Annotated in this window: 21 protein-coding genes; 4 read left to right on the forward strand and 17 right to left on the reverse strand. The window is 62.5% G+C overall.

The window, feature by feature from the left end:
- Positions 1 to 19: 19 nt before the first annotated feature.
- The 17 genes from QDT69_RS00230 to QDT69_RS00310 form a co-directional block, all read right to left on the reverse strand.
- Positions 20 to 556 (reverse strand): tetratricopeptide repeat protein, encoded by a 537-nt coding sequence (locus tag QDT69_RS00230; protein ID WP_279704671.1) that lies wholly within the window; start codon positions 554 to 556, stop codon positions 20 to 22.
- A gap of 234 nt (positions 557 to 790) precedes the next feature.
- Positions 791 to 1,186 (reverse strand): hypothetical protein, encoded by a 396-nt coding sequence (locus tag QDT69_RS00235; RefSeq protein WP_279704672.1) that lies wholly within the window; start codon positions 1,184 to 1,186, stop codon positions 791 to 793.
- A gap of 12 nt (positions 1,187 to 1,198) precedes the next feature.
- Positions 1,199 to 2,857 carry a type II and III secretion system protein family protein gene (locus tag QDT69_RS00240; RefSeq protein WP_279704673.1) on the reverse strand — a complete coding sequence of 553 codons (1,659 nt, stop codon included), beginning with the start codon at positions 2,855 to 2,857 and terminating at the stop codon, positions 1,199 to 1,201.
- 416 nt (positions 2,858 to 3,273) lie between these two features.
- Positions 3,274 to 3,690: a TadE/TadG family type IV pilus assembly protein gene (locus QDT69_RS00245; protein WP_279704674.1), complete on the reverse strand. Its 417-nt coding sequence runs from the start codon at positions 3,688 to 3,690 to the stop codon at positions 3,274 to 3,276.
- On the reverse strand, positions 3,690 to 5,051 hold the full coding sequence (locus QDT69_RS00250) for a pilus assembly protein TadG-related protein (protein ID WP_347952013.1): 1,362 nt from the start codon (positions 5,049 to 5,051) through the stop codon (positions 3,690 to 3,692). Before QDT69_RS00250 ends, QDT69_RS00245 begins: the two co-directional genes overlap by 1 nt.
- Before the next feature lie 8 nt (positions 5,052 to 5,059).
- A complete protein-coding gene (locus QDT69_RS00255; protein ID WP_279704675.1) occupies positions 5,060 to 5,497 on the reverse strand; it encodes a hypothetical protein in 438 nt (145 codons plus the stop codon).
- Between the two features lie 42 nt (positions 5,498 to 5,539).
- Positions 5,540 to 6,193: a methyltransferase gene (locus tag QDT69_RS00260; protein ID WP_279704676.1), complete on the reverse strand. Its 654-nt coding sequence runs from the start codon at positions 6,191 to 6,193 to the stop codon at positions 5,540 to 5,542.
- A gap of 18 nt (positions 6,194 to 6,211) precedes the next feature.
- Entirely contained in the window at positions 6,212 to 7,117 is a 906-nt protein-coding gene (locus tag QDT69_RS00265) for a type II secretion system F family protein (protein ID WP_279704677.1), read from the reverse strand.
- On the reverse strand, positions 7,114 to 8,040 hold the full coding sequence (locus QDT69_RS00270; protein WP_279704678.1) for a type II secretion system F family protein: 927 nt from the start codon (positions 8,038 to 8,040) through the stop codon (positions 7,114 to 7,116). Before QDT69_RS00270 ends, QDT69_RS00265 begins: the two co-directional genes overlap by 4 nt.
- A complete protein-coding gene (locus QDT69_RS00275) occupies positions 8,040 to 9,482 on the reverse strand; it encodes a CpaF family protein (protein ID WP_279704679.1) in 1,443 nt (480 codons plus the stop codon). Before QDT69_RS00275 ends, QDT69_RS00270 begins: the two co-directional genes overlap by 1 nt.
- Entirely contained in the window at positions 9,479 to 10,684 is a 1,206-nt protein-coding gene (locus QDT69_RS00280) for a pilus assembly protein CpaE (protein ID WP_279705165.1), read from the reverse strand. Before QDT69_RS00280 ends, QDT69_RS00275 begins: the two co-directional genes overlap by 4 nt.
- Positions 10,684 to 11,649: a Flp pilus assembly protein CpaB gene (gene cpaB / locus QDT69_RS00285; protein WP_279704680.1), complete on the reverse strand. Its 966-nt coding sequence runs from the start codon at positions 11,647 to 11,649 to the stop codon at positions 10,684 to 10,686. Before cpaB ends, QDT69_RS00280 begins: the two co-directional genes overlap by 1 nt.
- A 1-nt stretch (position 11,650) precedes the next feature.
- On the reverse strand, positions 11,651 to 12,157 hold the full coding sequence (locus tag QDT69_RS00290; RefSeq protein ID WP_279704681.1) for an A24 family peptidase: 507 nt from the start codon (positions 12,155 to 12,157) through the stop codon (positions 11,651 to 11,653).
- A 68-nt stretch (positions 12,158 to 12,225) separates the two neighbouring features.
- Positions 12,226 to 12,438, reverse strand: coding sequence for a hypothetical protein (locus tag QDT69_RS00295; protein ID WP_279704682.1), 213 nt, complete (start codon positions 12,436 to 12,438; stop codon positions 12,226 to 12,228).
- A gap of 87 nt (positions 12,439 to 12,525) precedes the next feature.
- Positions 12,526 to 12,741, reverse strand: a complete 216-nt coding sequence (locus tag QDT69_RS00300) for a hypothetical protein (RefSeq protein ID WP_279704683.1) — start codon at positions 12,739 to 12,741, stop codon at positions 12,526 to 12,528.
- Positions 12,742 to 13,124: 383 nt separating this feature from the next.
- A complete protein-coding gene (locus QDT69_RS00305) occupies positions 13,125 to 14,627 on the reverse strand; it encodes a hypothetical protein (protein ID WP_279704684.1) in 1,503 nt (500 codons plus the stop codon).
- A 79-nt stretch (positions 14,628 to 14,706) separates the two neighbouring features.
- Entirely contained in the window at positions 14,707 to 15,162 is a 456-nt protein-coding gene (locus QDT69_RS00310; RefSeq protein ID WP_279704685.1) for a hypothetical protein, read from the reverse strand.
- 260 nt (positions 15,163 to 15,422) lie between these two features.
- Here QDT69_RS00310 and QDT69_RS00315 point away from each other — a divergent pair, with 260 nt between their 5' ends.
- The 4 genes from QDT69_RS00315 (at position 15,423) to QDT69_RS00330 (ending at position 19,029) form a co-directional block, all read left to right on the forward strand.
- On the forward strand, positions 15,423 to 15,653 hold the full coding sequence (locus QDT69_RS00315) for a hypothetical protein (RefSeq protein ID WP_279704686.1): 231 nt from the start codon (positions 15,423 to 15,425) through the stop codon (positions 15,651 to 15,653).
- A 276-nt stretch (positions 15,654 to 15,929) separates the two neighbouring features.
- A complete protein-coding gene (locus QDT69_RS00320; protein WP_279704687.1) occupies positions 15,930 to 16,466 on the forward strand; it encodes an NYN domain-containing protein in 537 nt (178 codons plus the stop codon).
- A 120-nt stretch (positions 16,467 to 16,586) separates the two neighbouring features.
- Positions 16,587 to 17,042 (forward strand): hypothetical protein, encoded by a 456-nt coding sequence (locus QDT69_RS00325; RefSeq protein WP_279704688.1) that lies wholly within the window; start codon positions 16,587 to 16,589, stop codon positions 17,040 to 17,042.
- 271 nt (positions 17,043 to 17,313) lie between these two features.
- The gene (locus QDT69_RS00330; RefSeq protein ID WP_279704689.1) at positions 17,314 to 19,029 is read left to right on the forward strand and encodes a TolC family outer membrane protein; all 1,716 of its coding nucleotides are present in this window, start codon (positions 17,314 to 17,316) and stop codon (positions 19,027 to 19,029) included.
- Positions 19,030 to 19,198 lie beyond the last annotated feature (169 nt).

The following is a 19,198-nucleotide window of genomic DNA, read 5'->3' on the forward strand; positions in this document are numbered from 1 at the left end:
GCCTCGGGGTCGATCAGACCTACGGCTGATTGTTCGGCGGCCGCTCGATGAACTTCCGGCTGCCGTTGAGCAGCTCGAGGTTGTTGGCGATGATCGGGTTGCCCGGATCGAGCGAATACGCCTTCTCGAACTTGCGCCGCGCGCCGCCCAGATTGCCGCGCAGCATGAGGGAATATCCCTGGTCGTTCAGGATCTGCACGGTTTCGCCGCCAAGCCGGATCGCCTGCGCATAGGCCTGATCGGCAAGATCGAAGCGGCGGATCTTGTCATAGCTCGCGGCGAGCCCGACCCAGGCGGTGACGTCCTTTGGCGATTTCTCGACCGCATCCTTGAAATAGCGCTGCGCTATACCGTAATTGCCGCGGTTGTAGTGCTCGAGGCCCATCCGCACCGGCTCGTCGGAGGGATAGTATTTGACGTCGGTCGGCTCCTGCACGGGATCACCGCCCGGCGGATCCACGGGCGCGACGATCGCAGCTTCCCGCGTCGTGTAGTCACAGCCGGCAAGGCCGGTCGCCAAGCAGCAGCAGATCAACGCCGGCGCAAGACGATGCAACCCTCGTCCCGCTCCCCAAGTCCAGCGCACCTCTTGCCCCATTCGAAACATCATCGCGAAACTACCTACGAGAAACAGACCGCGCGACCGAAACACTGAGGCCAGCGCCAGAAACCAACGTCGCACTTCCCTTTCGAGTCTCCGCCCCGGCATCTGGCCCACGTCGTAAGGATTGATCGAGCAATCGATATCCCCACGGCAAACGCCAGGCGGTTGAGACCCGTCAGCTCACGGCTACTTGCCCCCAACCCCGACGGCCACCGAACCTCCGGTCCCCGCTCCCAATCCGGTCGTGTTGACATTCTGAATTGTGGTGACCGGCGGCGGCTGGCCCATCGCCTTGGTCGGATCGCCCATATCGGGCAGCTGATCGACCGGCCGCGACGTGGTGCCGTAGCGCTTTATAGTCTCGGTCGCGCGCCGCCCGTCATACGCGATCCGGCGATCGCCGACATAGGCCGGCCATGGATGGATCGTGTGGGTGGCGGCGTTGACCTCTTTGGCGTTACCGGCGCTCATCGTGATGGTGTCGGAGCGCTGCACGTAGCGATCCATCTCGTCATGCCCGTAGATGCCGTAGCAGCCGCCGAGCAGCAAGGGGGCGAGCAAAGCCAGATATCGCATGGTCATCTCCCGCCTCCTCTAGTTCAGGGTTTTCACGACCGGCTGCTCTACAGCGGCAGCCGGTGGCGGAGCGCGGACGACCGCACTGGGCGCGATGATGTGGCCATAGGGCCCCTTCACGTCGCCGCCGGAATTGACGTAGTCGTCGTAGCGCTTGCGGACTTCCATCTGGCCATTGAGGAAGAAATCGACGTCGTTGGCCGGCAGGCGGGAGTCAAGCGGCGATGCCAGTTGCTGGCCGGGCACCGCCGGCGCGACCAGGCGCGGCGTCACGATGATGACCAAGTCGGTTTCCTGCTGCTGGTAGGACTTGCTGCTGAACAAGGCTCCGAGCACGGGCACCGAGCCGATCCAGGGCAATTGCGACACGTCCTGCTGGTTGCGGGTCTGCAGCAGGCCGGCGATGGCGAAGCTCTGGCCGTCACGCAATTCGACCGTGGTGCGCGCGTCGCGGCGGGTCAACGACGGCACGCTGGTGCCCTGGATCGTGATCGAATTGGCGAAGTCGAGCTCGCTGACCGAGGGCTCGACGCGGAGGTTGATCAAGCCGCGCGAGAGCACGGTCGGGACGAAGGCCAGCTCGACGCCGAACTTCTTGTATTCGATCGACACGGTCGGAAAGCCGGATGTCGACTGGCTCGGGATCGGCACCGGAAATTCGCCGCCCGCCAGGAAGCGCGCGGCATCGCCGGAAAGCGTGGTCAGGTTAGGCTCTGCCAGCCGGCGCGCCAGTCCCTTGGTTTCCAGCGCCGTGATCAGAAGGTCGACCGAACTGCCGTTGCTGGTCCGAAGAATGCTGGTCAGCAGGCTTCCGAACGGGGCCGGAGACACGCCGCCGGCGGAGCCGACCAGTGTTCCGATCGTGCTCAGCACTGGAAGGCTGCCTGTGGGAGCGGCGCCGACTTGACCGCCCCCGGCACCGAAGGCTCCATTGTTGGTGTTGATACCCCCAATGGGATTTCGGCCGGCGGCGACAACGCCACCCTGCCCCGAGAGACCGATGTTGGTTCCGTTGGCGTTGGCCGCCATCAGGTTCACACCGAGGTCGCGCCCCGCCTGGCGGTTGACCTCGAGGAAGCGCACCTCGAGCATCACCTGCTGCGGCGCAGCGACGCTCATCGCGTTGACGACGATGCCGCCCTCGGGAACGCTGCCCTTGGCAATCGCCAGCGCCTTCTCCGCGGCGACCGCGTCGGCGGCTATTCCACTCAGCACCACCTGACCTTCGGACGCGGACACGCGAATGCCGCGCGTTCCCGTGCCGGACTGAATGTTCTGCTGCAGATTGCTGATGTCGAGCGTCACCTCGACATCGAGGATGCCGATCTGCTTCATCGAGCTGTCGAACAGGATGACGTTGGTCGTGCCGGTCTTCTTGCCCTGCACATAGACCAAATGGTCGCTCAGCGACTTGACGTCGGCGATGTCAGGCGAACCGGCCACGATCGTCGAAAATGCCGTGTCGAGCCTGAAGGTGCGAGACTTGTTGACGGTCACCCGGACGCGCTGGACGTCGCTCACCTCGCTGACGAAGACACCGCCGGATGATTGAGTCTGCCGCTCCGCGGCGGCAGCAGGATCGGTGAAATGAAACAGGGCAACCGCAGCGCCGAACGCCATCGCGCTCAAGGCGACCAGCCCAAGTCCCGCATCAACCGAAACGCGACTTCCCATCATGCCAATCCCCTTCGCCGCGTCTCCGCGACGATCCCCCGTAAACCTACGGCCTCGACGTCCCGATCACTCCAGTTCGTGCACCACGCCGTAGAGCTTACAGTCTGTCCGACTACAAATAGTTACTTGCGAAATTCCCATTCCCTGGCGTGTCGAGCTGAACCAAGACGCGGTTCGCTCCGTGATCCCCACCCGCCAGGCCGCTAATGGCGGCTCTGGATAATCCCCCGCCGCGCGCCCTGATTGCAAGGAAAGAGCCCGGCCGGGCCGCGCCAATCCCTGAGAAAACTGCCCGATGTTGCCAGGGTGCACCACTTCCGTAGTCCGGTTGGGTTATTTGCGGCGCGCCCAATGGCGCGGGCGTCCAGGCGGACGCCTGCCCGAACGATCCGATTCCAGCCAGCCCCGAATCGGGCTTCTCAGAATGGAATCTGGGTGGACGCGCTCGGGGCATTGAACGAGGTGCCCCAGACCGACATCATCATCTGGAAGTTGGGCGAAGATGCCGTCACGGTAAGCGCAGAGGTGCCAGCGGTGGTGGTCACCGTCGGCGAGAGACCCAAGCTGGAATTGAACAGGAAGGGGGCAACCGCTTGCTTCTGTGTGGCCGATAGATAGTCAGTGGTACAAGCGGACGGTGTTGTGCCCGCGATGACAGCGGGAGTGTAGCACTGGATGATGTTCGCCCGCGCGCCGGCATCAGCAAGGGCGCGCAACGACTGCATCGTAATCGCATATCGTCCGAAATCGACGACGGCGAAGAACAGGGTGAACAAGGGCACGGCGATGAGGCAGAATTCCAGGGCCGCCACACCGCGCTGGTCAAGCCGTTTCATCACTGCACCAAACGCACGGTCTGAACATTGGGCTCTGCTCCCGAGCCAGGGTTAGTCGTGGAGCTAGGACACTTGGAGTTGTCCAGCGTCGTGTTGCCTTGAAATTTCACCGCGGCGGCGATGACCTCGTAGCAACCCGTTGCCGGGGCAACATTGCTGCTGTTGCCGGCATAAGTGAGGTTAGCGTTGGGTGCATAGACGATGCCGTTGAAGTAGCTTGTCGCGCTGCCGCTGATGTTCACGGACTGATTGCCGGGCGTCGTCTCACCATCATAGATGACGATCTTGGCCATCTTGGCCAGCACCGTTGCCGCAAGAGGCCCCGAAGGCGCGCCCATTCCCGTAAGCTGTATCGTCGGGTTTCCGGTGATGGTAAGCGTTGCTCCTGCAAAAAGTATCAAAGTCGCCTGACCAGTTATGGTCGGGGTGCCGTTGATTCTGACGTTTCCCGAAAAATAATACGTCCCACTCAATGCGGGCGGGGAACTCAACGTCACATTGTTACTGCTGTTATAGCAGGAGCACGTCTCATACGGTTTGGGCGTCGTGCTGGAATTCCTGTTCGCAAAAGCCGTTGTCTTCAACGCGGCCAGCGCCGTGTTCACCGCGCTCAACGGATCGGGGATCGGCTGTTGATAGGTTTTCACGCCCGTGCATTGGCTTCCGCCGGTCTGGGAGCAGCCGCCGACCGTGTAGCTCGGCGCATTCACCTGGATGCCTGCATTGCCGATGAAGCCGATCGCGTTGGCCGCGCTGCTGTTCGACGAAATGCCGCAGGTCGGCGACGATACGGTAGCAGCTCCCTGAAAGGTGACCGAGCCCGTCAAGGCCAACACGCATGGGGGCTGCGACAATGCACCGTCAACCTGAGCTACCGCGGTCGCGCCCAGATTGATCGTCGACATACCGAGCATCCTGGCCAGATATGCCGGCTGCGTCTGGGTAATCGTGGCTTGCACGAAGCAGTTGGCACCGCCTGCGCAGTTGGTGCCATTCCAGGCCGTGAGCTGGGCGATCGTGACGCTCTGTGACATCCCGCTTGGCAGGGTGACGCATTTGGAGCCGGGATAGGTCGGGTCGCCCGAAGCATTGCAGAACGCGTTCTGAGCTGCAACCTCCTTGCCGCGATAGTCGTATGTCTGCGTGTTATTGCAGCTTGTGCCAGCCTGACCAGAAGCGTCGCATGCCAGCCGCAAGGCGGCCGAATAGGCGGCCGCATCAGCCGTCCCCTGGGCGCGCTGCTGGGTGACGTACCACATTGCGGCCTCTCCACCGAGCGCCATCGTCCCGATCAACGGCACCAACGCGACTACGGTTGCGAACGCGGCCGAGCCTCGACGGCAATGGAGCATGTTACGCATGAAACACCCTATTGAAACCGCTCGGAGTAAGTCAGCGTGTACGTACACGGATTGGTATTGGTGCTCGTGCACAGCACCGACCTCAGCACCAACGGCGCCAGCGTGATCGACGTTGAGTACACGTACCATTTCGCCAAGGTCGGATCGGAATTTCCCGACGCGCAGGCAGCATTGCTGTCGCCGCAAATGAGCTGAAAGTTGGTGATCGGAAATCGGCTATCGGCCTTGGCGGTCGCGGTATTCTGCCAGGCGGTCGCATTGGTGACGTCGGGCGGCGGAGAATACAGAATGGCTTGCCCGAACCCGCGCAAAGCCGCAAATGCCGATATGTACTGGAAGCCCGCGGCCGCGAGATCCGCGAGCGGCAGAAGAACGATCAGGAGCACGAAAATGTAGACGATCGGCGTTTCCAACGCGACGGCGCCGCGCTGATCCGCGATCAGCAAACGCTTGAGGCTCCTGTCACTTTCCCTGCAAGACATGGCCGCTCACCAGACGTAGGGAATCAATCTCCAGCGCGATGCCTCGTAGCTGGAATATTCAGGAAGCGTGCGCCGAAGCACGTCCTCTTCGTAGTGGATCCGGCTGACCTGGATGCCGATGTGCAGGATCAGCAAGGCGACCGTCATCCAGCTCAGATGCTGCAGCACGACCCCGAGGAACACGATCTCTTCCGACAGATAGAGAGGATGCTTGATCCATTTGTACGGACCGGTCTGCACCACCGAACGCGCCTGCGGTACCAGGCTGAACGACCGCCCCAGGTGCCGGACCGTGACGAGGATCATGATCATGCCGGTCAGCACGCAAACCGTCGATGCCAGGTTGGCCAGCGTCCCTTCGGTCTTCTCGAAGAAGGTGATCGTCCAGGGCCAGTAGGTGCCGACGAATGCCGCGATCCGCGGCAGCAGGCCTTCCGCCTGCGCCTTGGCAGGCCCCCGGGTGAGGATCAGCAGTGCCAGCAGCAGGTAGAACACCGCCACGCAGAGGCTCGACACGATCGATGGCCAGGGCTCGCCGCCCATCGCCCCGAGCTTGAGCGTGACGACCAGTCCCAGAAGGAGAAACCACGCGCTGCCCAGGACCCGCGTAATCCGATCGTAGGCCAGGCTTGCCGGCAATGTCATTGTACTTGCACTCATGGTACTTGCGCTCTTGGCCTAGTGACCGAGGTTGGTGAACGTGCGGATCAGGTGGAGGAACGGGCTTCCGCCCAGGATGACGAACATCGCCGGCAGCAGGAACAGCACCATCGGAACGGTGAGCTTGGCGCCCAGCTTGTGCGCCCTCTCCTCCAGCTTGGTGATGCGCTCTCGGCGCAAGTCGGTCGCGATGCTGCGCAGGGCCTGGCTCAGCGGCGTGCCGTATTGCAGGCTTTGGCTGACCATGGTGCCGAAACGACGGAGCCCCTCCGACGTGACAGCAAGCTTCTCGAATGCCTCTGTGCGGCTCGGCAGGACCCGGAGATCGTCAAGAAGGCCATGCAACACCTGCGCGATAGCAGAATTGGTCTCGCGCATTTCGTCCGCCACGCGTTCCAGCGCGCTCTCCAGGCCCATGCCCGCTTCGCTGCAGACGACGAGCAGGTCGATCATATCGGGCGTGCCCGCTCGAATCGCCGAATCGAAGCGCCGCTTCATGACCATGAGAATCAAGCGTGGGGCCATGATTCCGATCGCCAGGCCCATGAACGTGAAGATCATCACGTCGCTGAACGGCCTTCCCAGAATCTCCGAGATGACGAAGGCCGCGATCGGAAGCAGGAACGAGCTCACCATCTTGAAGCCGATCCAGATCGGCAACACGCGGTAGTGATTGAAGCCCGCGGATTGCAGGACCAATCGCAACTCGGAGAGATTTTCCTGTGCGTAGAAGCGCCTGTAGCGCTCGCCGACCGATGAAAGCCAGCCGATCAGGTCCTTCGAGCCCGATCGGCCGGGGATGCCCAGCACCGCGTTCGACACACGCGTGTCCAGGGCGCGGAGATGGACCTCGCGGATGATCAACAGAAAGGTCGCAGCCGCGACTGCGACGGCGAGAGCTGCGAGACCGACACCGGCCGTCATAGCGACGTTTCCCTTCTCACCATCCAGCGGATGACGAAGTGCCCCATCACGACCGAACACACCGCGTACGCAAGCAGCATGTTTCCTTGCGGATCGGAAAACAGCAGGTCGACCGTCCGCGGATTGATCCAGTAGAGCAGCCCGCCGATCAGCGCGGGAGCAGCCGTGAGGGCGCGCGAGGAGAAAATCACCTCTCCCGCCAGCGCCTTCGCACGGGCCGCCAGCGCAACCCGCTGACTGACCGTCTCGCCCAGCGTCTGCAGCGTTTCTGCCAGACTGCCCCCGGTCTTCAATTGCACCGCAAGGGTCACTGCGAACATCGCATATTCCGGCACTTGCGTCCGCCGATAGACGTCTTCCACGGCCTCCTCAGGCGACCTGCCCAGGTTCAATTCGCTACAGACGATGGCGAATTGCCCGGATGTCGGTTGCGGCATCTCGCGCGCGATGGTGCGGAACGCTTCGTTGACAGGCAAGCCCGACCGGACGGTGCTCGTCACCAGCTGGATCGCGTCGGGAAGCTGCTGGAACAGTTGATTTGCGACCCGCCGCTGCTGCCATCCGAACAGACCGCGCACGACCAGCAAGGCGACGATCGCAGCCGCGATACCCGCCTTCGGGCCGGAGAATTTCAAGAACTCGTTGGCATAAAGGACCCCGGCCGCCGCGAATGCCGCGGCAAGCAGCACATAGACCGGGCGCACGGCGTATACCATCTCGGCGCGGTAGTTGGCCACGCGATTGATCAAATTCCAACGCGAAGCCTTCGCCGCGCGACGAATGGATACCAGCGTTGCCGCCTGAGCCGTCGGCAGAGCAATCTCGAGCTGCCGGTCCAATCGCCGCTGCCGCGAGTCGAGCCACAGCGTGTTGAGCGTCGCACACAGCAGAAGCACCAGAACGATGACCAGGGGGATCGACATCAGATCTGCCTCATCGCCTCGGCCCAGGCCTTATCAAGCCCGTAATAGACGAGGCGGCTCTTGAATTTTGGGACTGCGTTGGTGGACCTGTAGGTGCCCGATATGCGCCCGTGGATGTCCTCGTCCTTGTACTCGAACAGCGCAATGTCGTTGGTGGTGATCACTTCGCCTTCGAGGCCGATCACCTCGCTGACCTGGACGATGCGGCGCTGGCCGTCCCGCATGCGCTCGACTTGCACGATGAGGTCCAGCGCGGCGACGATCTGGGAGCGAATGGCGCGCGACGGCAGATTGACCTGCCCCATCTGCACCATGTTTTCCACGCGGGTCAGGGCATCGCGCGTGCTGTTGGCGTGCACCGTCGAGATCGAGCCGTCATGGCCGGTGTTCATCGCCTGCAGCATGTCGAATGCCTCGGCGCCGCGCACTTCGCCCACGACGATGCGGTCCGGCCGCATACGCAGCGCGTTCCACAACAGATCGCGCTGATTGACCTGTCCGGTGCCTTCGAGGCTCGGAGGCCGGGTCTCCAGGCTGATCACATGCGGCTGCTGCAGCTGGAGCTCGGCCGCGTCCTCGATCGTGACGATGCGCTCGCTGTGGTCGATGAACTGGCTCAAGGCGTTCAGCAGGGTCGTCTTGCCCGAGCCGGTGCCGCCGGAGACCAGAACGTTGAGCCGGCAGCGCGAGGCGATCTCCAGCAGCTGGCCAAGCGCCGCGTTCATCGTTCCGTTCTCGATCATCGCGGCGATGTTGTAACGCCGGCTCGGAAACTTTCGGATCGAGATGCACGGGCTATGGATGGCCAGCGGCGGCAGGATGATGTTGACGCGGCTGCCGTCAGGCAGACGACAGTCCACCATCGGACTTGACTCGTCGACACGGCGGCCGACCTGCGAGGCGATCTTCTGCGCCACGGAGGCGATGTGGTCATTGTCGCGAAACCGGACCGCCACCCGCTCCAGCTTGCCCGCCCGCTCGACATAGACGTTGCTCGGCCCGTTGATCATGATGTCGTTGATCGTCTCGTCGAGCAGCAGCGGACGAAGCGGCCCGTAGCCGGTCATGTCGTCGGCGATTTCCTCCGCCAGGAAGAGCTGCTCGCGGCCCGACAGCTCCAGCCGCTCCTGGTTGGCGATGCCGTGGATGATTTCCTCGATCTGCCGGCGCAGGACGTCGCGGGACACGGTCGTGGCCACCGACGGCTCGATCTGCTCGATGACCCGCTCGCGCAGCGATGCCGGCATCACCGGGTGCTGCGAAGGCCCGTCGTGCTTCGGCGCGGACGCAAACAGGCTGGTCGCCACCGGCGCCACACTGGGTTCCGCCGCCGGCAAGGGTGGCGGGACCGGCTGCACGCTTGGCGACGCCGGCGGCGGGACAAGCACCGCACCGGGCATCCGCACCGGCATTTCGTCTGCGCGCCTGCCGAACTTTTTCATAGCCCAAGCCACCTCTTCCACCCGGCCTTCTTGTTGGCGCCGACGCCGGTGATCTCCCGTACGATCGGAGCCAGGTGACGCCGCAACCCGGATACGTGCTTGAGCGCGGGAACGCCGAGGTTGACCGCCTGGGTCATTCCCTTGCCGAGATCGGGGATCACCATGTCGGGCTCGGCGCCAAGCGCCTTGACGATCGTGGCCCTGGGCAGGCCGCCAGGCCGGCCGGCACGGTTGAGCAACGTGAAGACGCGGTCCTTGCCGGCGATGTTGGTGACGGCGTTGCGGAGCGCGTGCGCGTTGCGCAGGCCGGTGACCTCGGCTTCCAGCAGCACCATCACGTGCCGCGACATCTGAATCACCGGATAGATCGATGCCGGGAACGGCACCGGCACGTCGACCACGACGTAGTTGAAGCGCTGGCGCAGCAAGCCCAGCACGTGCCGCACGCCCGCCTCGGTGATGTCGAGCTTGGCATCGAGATCTTCGTCGCCGGCGATCAAGCAAACCCGATCGTTCACCTCGATTGCCGCCCGCTCCAGAAACAGCGTGTCGGCCCGCATCGGATTTTCAAGGGCAATGCGCAGGCCGGGTCCCGGACGGACACCCAGCATCACCGCAGTTTCGCCATTCTGCAGATGCAGGTCGAGCAGCGCCACCTTGGCCTTGGTGGTCTCTGCCAGTTGTATCGCGAGGTTGATCGCGATGCTGGTCGCGCCGGCGCCGCCCTGCGCACCGCAGATCGAGACCACGTGCCCGCCACGGTCGTTCTGGACAGGCGCGGCATCGCCGACCAGCTTCGGACGCAGCTGGTCCAGCACGATATCCCGGGTGATCGGCGTCGGAAGATACTCGGTAAGGCCGATCTCCATCAGTTCGCGGTAGAAGGTGATCTCCCTGTTATCGCCGATCAGGGCCACCTTCACGTCGGGCGGACAGACGCTAGCGAGGCGTTCCAACTCGGTGAAGGGATCATCCAGCCCGCTGATGTCGGTCACCAGCGCGTACAGATCGGTGTCGGTCTCGAGCATGCGTGTCGCATGTCGGATGGTGCCACGCCGGATCACCAGATTGCTGCCGTCCAGACCCTTGCGCAGGGCCGCAGCGCTCAGCTCGTCGTTCACGAAGCAGACGATGCGGTTACGCGCAACAAGGGACGCCGTCGTCTCTTCGGGGGGATCAACCACTGCCATGTTCACACTCATCACCGCTTCTCCGCCGCTTTGCCGGTGTCACTGGCCGTCGTCTGAGCCTCGAGCGGGGACGGCCCGTCACAGCCTGCACGGTAGTCGTCGTCCGCATCCTGCTTCCTGACCGAGTATTGCTTCATGCCGCTGGCGGAATAGATCGCCACCGTGGTGCTCTGGCCGGCAACCGCACTCTGGCGCGCCAGCTCGGGCGAGACATCGCAGCTCGATGTCGCACCGGTATCGGCCTTGTCCCACTGCTCGGCCGCAGCGCGGACGACGAGCGACAGCGTTCCAAGCTGCTTTGCGACGGCGACCTTCTTGACCTGATCCGGCTTGAGCTCCAGCGATACGGTTTGCGCGGTCTTGCCCACGACCGTGTTGCTGACGGGGCGCCCACCCTGTGCGATCTCCTGATCGATCGCGATGACGCGCACATTGGACAGAACGGTTTCGCTGACGGCGCGCTTCACCGGGTCTGCCTTCTCGAAGACCTGGGTCAACACCACATCGACATTATCGCCCGGCCTGATCAGACCCGAGACGCCGGTCTCCTCGTCAACCTTGATGCTGATCGCGCGGCTGTCCGGCGCCAGAACGCTGGCGAGGAAGCCCCGATCCTTCGGACGCAGGATGTCATCCAGGGTGATGGCGCTGCCGGCGTCAACGAACTTGCGAACCAGAGAACCGGGAAGTCCGGCCTTGCTGTCAGGCGTTTCGAGGATCGCGCCTGTCGGGACACGGTTCGGCGCCGCCTGGCGCACGGAGAAATCCTCGTCGCGCGCCAGCGTTCCTTTCGGCAGCGGACGGGTCGCAACAAAGTAGCCGACGGTCGCCGGCCCCGCCGCGGGCGCTGGCGCCGGCTTTTCGGCGACCATCTCCGCAACCGGGTCCTTGTGGTTCGCGTTATAGGCAATGATCCCGAGTGCCGTAGCCGCGAGCAGCAGCACCATGATGATCGAGACGCGCAAAGCGGACGACATGTCAAAATCCTTTGCTCAAAATAGCCCAGATACCGCCGCATGCGATGGCCACCCCATAGGGCAGCGGAGCATGTCTCAAATGACGCCAACGCTCGACCGCGTAGACCCTTCGCGCAAGCGAGGATCCGGCGGGCGCCATCCTCGGATATGGCAGACGGCGCATCATCAAATGCACTGCGGCCAGAGCGCCACCGGCCAATGCAGTTACGGTCAGCAACTCAATCACGCCGGCGAGCGGGAGACCGATCGCCAAGGCAACCAGCAGCTTGACATCGCCGCCGCCGATCATTCCGCGCTGGTACGTCACAAAGAGCACCAGAAACAGGATTGCAGCAACGACCAGCGATTGCCCAATCTGCATCGGACCGGCCATTTGACCAACGATCCCAAGGAACGCCAGTGCCAGACAAACTTCGTTTCGGATCAACCGTGTCGCGATATCGATCGTTGCGACATAGAACAACAATGCGATTTCCAGACACGAGGTCGTGGACGCAATCCAATTCATAAAATATACGCCTCAGAAGTAGCGGGGGCATAGAATAATGCCCGCCGCCGAAGCGGGATCTTCTCTGCTTAAGCAGAGGCCGCAGTGGTAACTGCGGTCGAGATGGTGCTAATCGCACTGGCCAGCGCAGAACCGATACCGGTCGTGGCATCTGTTCCGAATGCGGCAGCAACCGCGGCGACGATGCAAGCGGCCACGATCACGTATTCGAACGACACGACGCCGTCCTTGTCCGTGCGCAGACGCAGCAACGCTTCTTTGGCCTTGATGTAATGCAACATGGAGATAGCCTCCTCTACCTTGCCGACATCGCAATCCGGTCGACGACTGTTGGCAGAACGACTCTGCCAACGCCGTCGATGTTCGGATCAGGCCGAGACCGCAGTAGTGACGGCTGCGGTGATCGTGCTGATCGCGGAGCTCAGCGCCGAGCCGATGCCGGTCGAGGTGCCAGTTCCGAATGCCGCGGCGACGGCAGCGACGACGCAAGCGGCGACGATCACGTATTCGAACGACACAACGCCGTCCTTATCCGAGGCGAGACGCTTGAAGGCTTCGGTGGTCTGGATAAAGAGGTTCAACATAGGAAAATATCCCTTTTACGATGAATTTACGCAGGATGAATTTACGCAATATGTTGGCGGGCAAATCCAAGGCCAACTAGGATTTTCTTATAATGCGTCGCGAGAAATCTGTCACTTGGTAATCGTTTATTAACCCTACCGGCGTAGGCGGCCGACATGCTCGTCGACCGCGGCGACCGAGAAGCAACAACGGGAAGCCCCTTAAATTATAGGGATTTCCGCATTTCGTGACATCTACATGCGGTCGCCCCGTGCGAATACGGTCCGGGCGCCCGCCGCGCGGCACTACCGCCTATGCGGCCCCCAAGGCCGACCGCAGCACCCGGTATTTTGCGGTCCCGACCAGCCGATGGGAGCCTGCCCGGTCGTCGTGGAGTATCAAGCTACTTCCGGGATTCGGTATCGTGCCGCGGCTGCCGCCGAACGTGGACGACGGCGAGATCATCGGCATAGGCCCGCTGCCACTCCGGCAGCCGATCGAGCAGCCCCACCGCCGGAGTCGACGGAGACAGGAGCGTCGCGTCGATCTTGTATTCATCGAGCAGTTTGACGAAGTCCGCCACATCGAACAGCGAGATGGCATTCACGTAGCGATCGAGAAAGGCCCCTCCGTACAATTCAGCGCGCGAATCAATGAACACCGGAATGTTCTGGAACATCAGATATCCGCAGAAGAAGTAGGCGTTGAGGACGCGTTCCGCCCCCCGCTCCTTCAGCTTCTCAACCGCGGCGCGCGGCACCAGCGGTGGCGTCAGGTCCTTGACCGCGACCATCACCCCACTGGCGATGACGAGAGCGGCAATCGTTGCGATCACCGTTGAGCGCTTTGGGGCGACCACTTTCCGATCGTGCTGCAACTGGGCCCATGACAGGTGTTGCGCCAACGGAGTGGCAATGAAGAATGGCGCAACCAGCGCAAAAACGTCGACATACCGCACGTGGACGAGCATCTGATAAACCACCGCCAGCAGCGTCGCGATCCGGATCGGAGGGAGCTTGAGTCCGCTAAAAAGGATGTAGGCAAGGCCCGCGATCAGACATGGTGTGACAGTACTTAAGGTACCGAAGTCCAGGGGTTGCCACTCGCCAATATGCGAGAGCGCGCCTCCAAGGTGCATAATGCGCCCGATGACCAGCATCGATTCCGGCCCATACGGGGTAATGCAAGCGGCCACAAGCGCCAGCACCCCAAATCGAATCCATTGGACTGCAATCCTGATGCGGTCCGATTGATCCGACATCCAGATCGCCTCCAGGGCGAACGGCCCGATCAGCGCCAAGGCCAGCACGAAGCTTCCGTGGAGGTTGGCCCAAAGCGTGACGAGCGGGAGATAGACCAAGGAAGGCGCCCGCCGCTCTTCGCTGGCCCTGACCAGCGCATCAGCCCACACCACCATCAGGGGAAAGACCAGGACATGCGGACGGGTGAACACGTGGAACGACGTCATAACGATTGCTGCCGACGCCAAGATCGCGGCCGGTACGTTCGGCAGTCTTTTCAGGAGCAGGAGCGCAAGCAGGTAGTACGCCGCCGACGCTGACAGCGCCGCCAGCATCACCGGCCCCGTCCATCCGGCCAGTTTGTAGGCAGCAAAATAAAGGACTTCGGACAGCCACTCACTGGTTATCCAGGGTGCACCGCGCATCGTGAACGAGAACATATCGACGTGAGGCACAGCACGATGATCAACGATCCACTGGCCGACCAGGATATGCCAATAGATGTCGGCATCCTTCAGCAGGAAAGTGCCCCTGGCGATGATCGAGAGATAGGCAGTCGCCGCGAGCAAGAGCGGTAACCAGGGCCGAAGGTAATCGCTGCGCCCAGAATTCACGCCCAGCCCCGTCTCGCTACTCACCTGAAGTGAGTTACTGCTTGACTGCATGCTTTCTGTCCCTCGCCGCCGATCATCGTCGACTCGGACCGCTGGGCGCAACCCAGCAATCCCCTGAAAATCGCTCTTTTCAAAAACAGGTCGCAGCGTCGCCTCCGAGCCGGCCACAACCCTCCGGGTTGGATTGTCGCCATTGCGTGACCGCCGCCGGCGGCTTGCTCGCGTCGGACGGCGCCGCTGGTAGCCTGCTGTGCTCTTCGTCGAGCAGTTGTGCGTGGAGCTTCTGGATCTGAATGTTTCGCTCGAGCAGGGACATTGTCCTTGCCTGAACCTGCTCGGCCAGTGCCTTGCGTAGCGCGTTCTCCCGATCGAGCAGTTCAGGAAACGGCAGCAGCGGCCGGACAAGATCGGTCGCCTTGATCACGCATGACGTCCGCGCCACCGCCTGCGCGATCTGATCCGGAAACGCGCTGCGGCATTCCGCGAGCGCGCCGTTGAGGTTGACGGTTTCCGCAACCTTGGCCGCTGCAGGCGCGGTTGACGTGTCCGGCGTCGGCTCCGTTGCGCTCGCCGTCGCCGGATCCACCTCCCCTTCGACAGCCTGGCGAGCCGCCCCGCAACAGGACAGTAGAATGCAGAGCGAGAGAAAGGCCAGGCATCTGGCGCGCTTTGGCCAAGTCTCGCCGCCCCGCTCCTCGACCGTGCCTCGCGTTTTCGCATCGGTCGTTGCAAGCCGGCCAGCGCGAGCCGAGCCGCGCGCGCAGCATGACGGCTGCGCCGTTGGCGCCTGCTGCTGTTGATGGTGCTCCAAACCGAGCGATCCGAAGCTCGTATTGGTAAAAAATCGTGTCTGCAAAAAAGTGGTATCTCGAAATATCGCATCGGCGCGAAACAGCGTCGGTACACTGCAATCATTTTAGATGTAGTTTCATTGGCGGCGCAATGATGACCTTGCAGGCGGCTGCTCGTCATTGCGATTGCGCCGCACCATTGCCTGATGCCGGCAAGCGCCCCGACGACGCAGGCATCGCCGGCGCGCGGATGGCAGCACTCTTGCTGAGCTACGGCCGCAGGTGATGTTCGGTCCGGTCGCTCGACCGGCGCCTTATCAATACGCGCACGATCAGGTTGGCCCCGTTATGAAAATCGGCCCGCGTCGCTCCGGCCCGCGATCGGATCAGCACCCGCCGGATAATAGAATCGCATCGGCGATGTTGAAACTTTCCGCTTCTTCCCAGCGGGTTCCATGTTCTAGGATTAGCCATTTCAATGAGGGCGCTCCCCCACCCGGCGCTCGAGGAATTTTAGAACCAAAGCGTACAGCGACTGATCCGGGGCTCATGGGGACTTGAGATGACCGATCGTATTGCACTCTTCATCGACGGTGCGAATCTGCACACCACCGTCAAGAGTCTCGGTTTCGAGGTCGACTTCCGGCGACTGCTCGCCGAGTTCGGAAAACATGGGCAAATCGTCCGTGCATATTTCTACACGGTGGTGAGGGACGACGACGAGTTCAGCAGTCTCCGGCCGCTGGTGGATTGGCTCGATTACAACGGGTATGCGGTCAGGAGAAAGGCGGCCAAGCCGCACGACGACGGCGATGGACGACGACGCATGAAGCGCAGCATCGGTATCGAGCTCGCGGTCGACGCGTTGGAGATCGCGCACCGAATCGATCATGCGTTCCTGTTCTCTGGCGATGGCGACTTGCGCGCCGTTGTCGAAGCCGTCAGGCGGATGGGCGTGCGCGTCACCGTCGTTTCCAGCATTCGAACGAAGCCTCCGATGATCGCCGATGAGCTGCGCAGGCATGCTGACGTGTTCGTCGAGCTCGACAACCTCAGGCCATCGATCGAACGCCCGGCGCATCCGATCGCGCCGGAGTGACGGCGCGCCGTCCGAAACGGGCGCGCAGCCTGACCGGCCATGTCCGTACATCACCGAGCTGCCGGCCGAGCTGAGACACCGGTATGATTCCAGCCAACGCAACTGCAGAGGGGAAAACCAATGTGGAGGTTGGTTGGCTGCGTCTTGTTGTTGCTGGCGACGACGGGCGCAGCGATAGCTCAGCCTTCCAGGTTCACCTGTGACACGCCGCGAGGCAAACGGGTTGAGGTTGGCCCCTCAGGCAAGGCTGGCGACGTTCAGTGGATCGACGACGATCTCGATACGGTCCGGCCGTCGGTGGTGATCGATGGCGAAACCTTCTCGGTCACCTGGGGGACCTCTGTGGCGACGGAAGGCAAGGGAGCCAAGCTCACCACCTATGTCTTTGCGGCCGCCCACCGCACCGCTGCATCGGTCTTTGCGACCCGCGTGGACGAGTCCACGACCGAGATCTTCCGGTTCTATTTCGCCAGCAAGTCGCTCTACAAGCTGACCAGCCAATTGGCCGGCCCCTCGCCAGACGCCAAGGCGACGCCCTTGGTTGCAACCTATCTGGCGACCTGCAGTAAGCAGTAGGCGGCTGCTCGGCGCGCGTTAAGGCAACCTTAACTGACCTCTCCGGTTCCGATCGCCGGTGTTGCCGGCGGGCACCAGCCCCAACGGTCACGGAACAGCAACCAACGCATTGAATTTTAATAAAAATCTCAATTCCTTTATCCGCCAGCGCACAATCCGCCAACCCCACTTAGGACCGCTGTGTGGCGGAAATGTCATAGGTTACGGAACTGTCCGCTGTTAGCCTTCGCCAGATTCTACGTAATAATTTTTGTGAGTTAGGGGCGGGATTATGAAATCGGCATACACGGTCATCGCGTGCCTTTGCCTGGCGGCAACGTCAGCGCGTGCCGAGGTTTTTTCCATTAACGATGCGTTACGCCAGGCGATGCTGACAAACCCCGGCGTGGGTGAGGCCTCCGCGAATCGGCGAGCGACGGAAAGCGAGCTGAGACAGACGCAGAGCACGCTGCTGCCCCAGGTGCGCATCGACGCCAGCTACGGACCGGAAAAATTCGATCAACCTCCGGGCGTTATCAACACCGTGCAGACACCGACGGTTGGCTCAGGACCTTGGCGCAATGGCAGCCAGGAATCGGTGGTTGTGCGCCAGCTGCTGTGGGACGGCTTCTCCTCGATCTATGACGTGTGGCGCCAGACCGCGCGCGTGAATGCTGCGGCCTCCCGCGTCAAGGAACGAACCGAGCTGCTGGCCCTCGACGCCGCCGAAGGCTACATGGACGTCGTGCGCTACATCCGGCTGGTGAGCCTCGCACAGCAGAACGTCGCCAACCACGAAAAGATCTTTGCGAACGTGAACTCCCGCTTCTCGGGCGGCCGGGCCGGCGAAGGCGATCTGGAGCAAGCGCGGGAGCGCGTCGAGAGCGCCCGTGCGGCACTCGCCGAATTCCAGCGCAGCCTCGACGACGCGAGGGCGAAGTACCGCAAAGTCGTCGGCCTCGAGCCGATCAATGTCCGCTTCCCTGCCCCGCTCGGCGGATTGCCGCACAGCCGCGACGAAGCGTTGGCGACCACGCTGCGGTTCAATTCGACGATTGCGGCGGCCCAGTCCGACGCCGACGCCGCCAAGCATGCGTTCAAGGCGACGGACGGTACGTTCGGCCCCAAGTTCTATCTTGAGGGACGCGCGACCCACTACGACAACTCCTTCCCGTACGTGACCGCACCGGGAAATCCCGCCGTGACCCATGAGGATTACAGCGGCAAGGTGGTGATGTCCTGGGACATCTTCCGCGGCGGCCAGGACGCCTGGAACAGGTCGGAGAAGGCCGAGCGCTATACCGAAGCCACCATGCGCCACGCGCGCCTGCAGCGTGATGCCTATGAATCGATCGACAAGGCGTGGAACGCACGTACGATTACGGCCACGCGCATCGCGGCGCTGACGCGTCAGCTCGAAGCCGACCGCAAGACCATCGCGGCCTTCCAGAAGGAATACGAGCTTGGTCAACGCTCGCTGATCGACCTGCTCAACGCGCAGAACCAGTTCTTCAACGCATCGGTCTCGCTCACCTCCGCCCGCAGCGTCGTCGTTTTCGCCGACTACCAGCTGCTGGCCGCGATGGGCACCCTGATCGAATATCTGAAGGCTCCTCCGCCGGTCGACGCCGCGCCCACCGACATGCTGTCGATCGGCCTGCCGCGCTATTCGTTCCCCACCCTTCGCGTGAACCTGCCGCAAACCGGCTCCGAGCCGCTGCACGTCGCCGTTCCGGGCCCGACCGCCACGGTCCGCCCCGCCAAGGGTTACAAGGGTGGCTATGCGTCGGCCCAGCCGGCGAAGGATGTCGGGTTTGCTGACCGGTTCAGCGGATCGACCACGACCGCTTCCGTGCCCGGCTCCACCGAATGGATGCAGCAGCAGAAGAGCGCTGCGGACGCCCCGAACGTGATCTACGCGGATCCGACGGTCACGGCGAATGCGAGTTCTTATGCCTCGACGAAGCCCCACTGGCTGCTGTCGGCCTTCCCGAGTTCCGCTCAATAACAGCGGCCAATCAAAAATCAGGACTTCCGGAAGGGCCCCAAATGGGGCCCTTTCGATTCCCGTATTAATACTTAAAGCAAGTTTCGCTGATTTTGTTCGCCATTTGTTGTAGCCTGCCCGAAATCATCGAATGCGATTTCTGCATTTCCATTTTTGGTTGTCGAGGTTT

Source organism: Bradyrhizobium sp. CER78 (genome assembly GCF_029846235.1).
In the GTDB taxonomy this organism is placed as follows: domain Bacteria; phylum Pseudomonadota; class Alphaproteobacteria; order Rhizobiales; family Xanthobacteraceae; genus Bradyrhizobium.

Bases quoted from the DNA above. Each gene is read 5' to 3' on its own strand.
- QDT69_RS00305 (WP_279704684.1), bottom strand. From the start codon at position 14,627: ATGCAGTCAAGCAGTAACTCACTTCAGGTGAGTAGCGAGACGGGGCTG.
- QDT69_RS00295 (WP_279704682.1), bottom strand. From the start codon at position 12,438: ATGTTGCATTACATCAAGGCCAAAGAAGCGTTGCTGCGTCTGCGCACG.
- QDT69_RS00325 (WP_279704688.1), top strand. From the start codon at position 16,587: ATGTGGAGGTTGGTTGGCTGCGTCTTGTTGTTGCTGGCGACGACGGGC.
- QDT69_RS00260 (WP_279704676.1), bottom strand. From the start codon at position 6,193: ATGAGTGCAAGTACAATGACATTGCCGGCAAGCCTGGCCTACGATCGG.
- QDT69_RS00250 (WP_347952013.1), bottom strand. From the start codon at position 5,051: ATGCGTAACATGCTCCATTGCCGTCGAGGCTCGGCCGCGTTCGCAACC.
- QDT69_RS00265 (WP_279704677.1), bottom strand. From the start codon at position 7,117: ATGACGGCCGGTGTCGGTCTCGCAGCTCTCGCCGTCGCAGTCGCGGCT.
- QDT69_RS00300 (WP_279704683.1), bottom strand. From the start codon at position 12,741: ATGTTGAACCTCTTTATCCAGACCACCGAAGCCTTCAAGCGTCTCGCC.
- QDT69_RS00235 (WP_279704672.1), bottom strand. From the start codon at position 1,186: ATGACCATGCGATATCTGGCTTTGCTCGCCCCCTTGCTGCTCGGCGGC.
- cpaB (WP_279704680.1), bottom strand. From the start codon at position 11,649: ATGTCGTCCGCTTTGCGCGTCTCGATCATCATGGTGCTGCTGCTCGCG.
- QDT69_RS00280 (WP_279705165.1), bottom strand. From the start codon at position 10,684: ATGAGTGTGAACATGGCAGTGGTTGATCCCCCCGAAGAGACGACGGCG.
- QDT69_RS00320 (WP_279704687.1), top strand. From the start codon at position 15,930: ATGACCGATCGTATTGCACTCTTCATCGACGGTGCGAATCTGCACACC.
- QDT69_RS00270 (WP_279704678.1), bottom strand. From the start codon at position 8,040: ATGTCGATCCCCCTGGTCATCGTTCTGGTGCTTCTGCTGTGTGCGACG.
- QDT69_RS00240 (WP_279704673.1), bottom strand. From the start codon at position 2,857: ATGATGGGAAGTCGCGTTTCGGTTGATGCGGGACTTGGGCTGGTCGCC.
- QDT69_RS00290 (WP_279704681.1), bottom strand. From the start codon at position 12,157: ATGAATTGGATTGCGTCCACGACCTCGTGTCTGGAAATCGCATTGTTG.
- QDT69_RS00330 (WP_279704689.1), top strand. From the start codon at position 17,314: ATGAAATCGGCATACACGGTCATCGCGTGCCTTTGCCTGGCGGCAACG.
- QDT69_RS00245 (WP_279704674.1), bottom strand. From the start codon at position 3,690: ATGAAACGGCTTGACCAGCGCGGTGTGGCGGCCCTGGAATTCTGCCTC.
- QDT69_RS00275 (WP_279704679.1), bottom strand. From the start codon at position 9,482: ATGAAAAAGTTCGGCAGGCGCGCAGACGAAATGCCGGTGCGGATGCCC.